1 protein-coding gene is annotated in these 1,016 nt (G+C 67.9%); it reads right to left on the bottom strand.

The window, feature by feature from the left end:
- On the bottom strand, positions 1–1,003 hold a 1,003-nt coding region (locus ACIRS4_RS39370), incomplete at its 3' end, for a GMC family oxidoreductase (protein ID WP_404205258.1).
- Between the last annotated feature and the right edge of the window lie 13 nt (positions 1,004–1,016).

Here is a 1,016-nt window from a genome sequence, read left to right as displayed (position 1 = left end):
TTTTTTTGTGAACTTTTTTTTTTTGGGTGGGGGGGGGGGGGGGGTGGGGGGGGGGGGGGGCGTCCTGGTTGGGGCCGGGGTAGCTCCAGGGGAGGACGTGGAGTTGCAGGTCGGGGATGCCGGTGGTGTAGGGGGTGCGCAGGAAGGCGACGGCTTCGAAGACGCTGCGGGCCAGCCAGGTGGTGTTGTTGCGCAACGATTCCCGGACGAAGGCGCGGGCGAAGTAGGCCGGAGAGGAGCGGCGCAGGGCGGTGGGCATGGCGAAGGACATGGGGACGAACAGGTGGTCGTGCAGGTTGTCGCCGACGGGGAGGTCGGCGGCGACGTCGATGCCGAAGGCGCGCAGGTGGTCGGCGGGGCCGATGCCGGAGAGCATGAGCAGGTGGGGTGAGCCGAAAGCGCCTGCGCTGACGATGATCTCGCGGTCGGCGTGCAGGAACTCGGTCCCGTGGCCGGTGCGGTATTCCACGCCGACGGCCCGGCCGTTGTCGATCACGATGCGCAGGACCTGCGTATTCGCCAGCACGGTCAGGGTTTTCGGCCGGTCGTCGAGGTAGCCGACCGAGGTGCTGGAGCGCAGGCCGTCGCTGTTGCTCTGCTGCAGGATCGAGACGCCTTCCTGTTCCGCCCCGTTGTAGTCGGGGTTGAGCGGCAGGTCGGTGGTCTCGGTGAAGGCCTGCATGAACGATTCGGAGGCGGGGGTCAGGTCGCGGGCCCGGATCACCTTGATCGGGCCGGAGTCGCCGCGGAACTGGTTGGCGCCGTCCTCGAAGGACTCGAATGTGCGGAAGCTGGGCAGTACGTCCTCGTAGGACCAGCCGGTGTTGCCCTCGGCGGCCCAGTCGTCGAAGTTGCGGCGGTTGCCGCGCACGAACACCATGCCGTTGACGGAGCTGGACCCGCCGACCACCTTGCCGTGGGTCTGCGGGATCCTGCGGCCCAGCGCGTGCTTCTGTTCGACGGTGTAGTGCCCCCAGTCGATGAGCTTCTTGAGCTGGGGCACGCTGTGCATCGGG

Origin of the sequence: Streptomyces sp. NPDC101166 (genome assembly GCF_044768125.1) — a bacterium.
Lineage (GTDB): Bacteria > Actinomycetota > Actinomycetes > Streptomycetales > Streptomycetaceae > Streptomyces.
The sequence above is the reverse complement of the archived record's forward strand: the minus strand, read 5'-3'. Positions and strand labels throughout refer to the sequence as shown.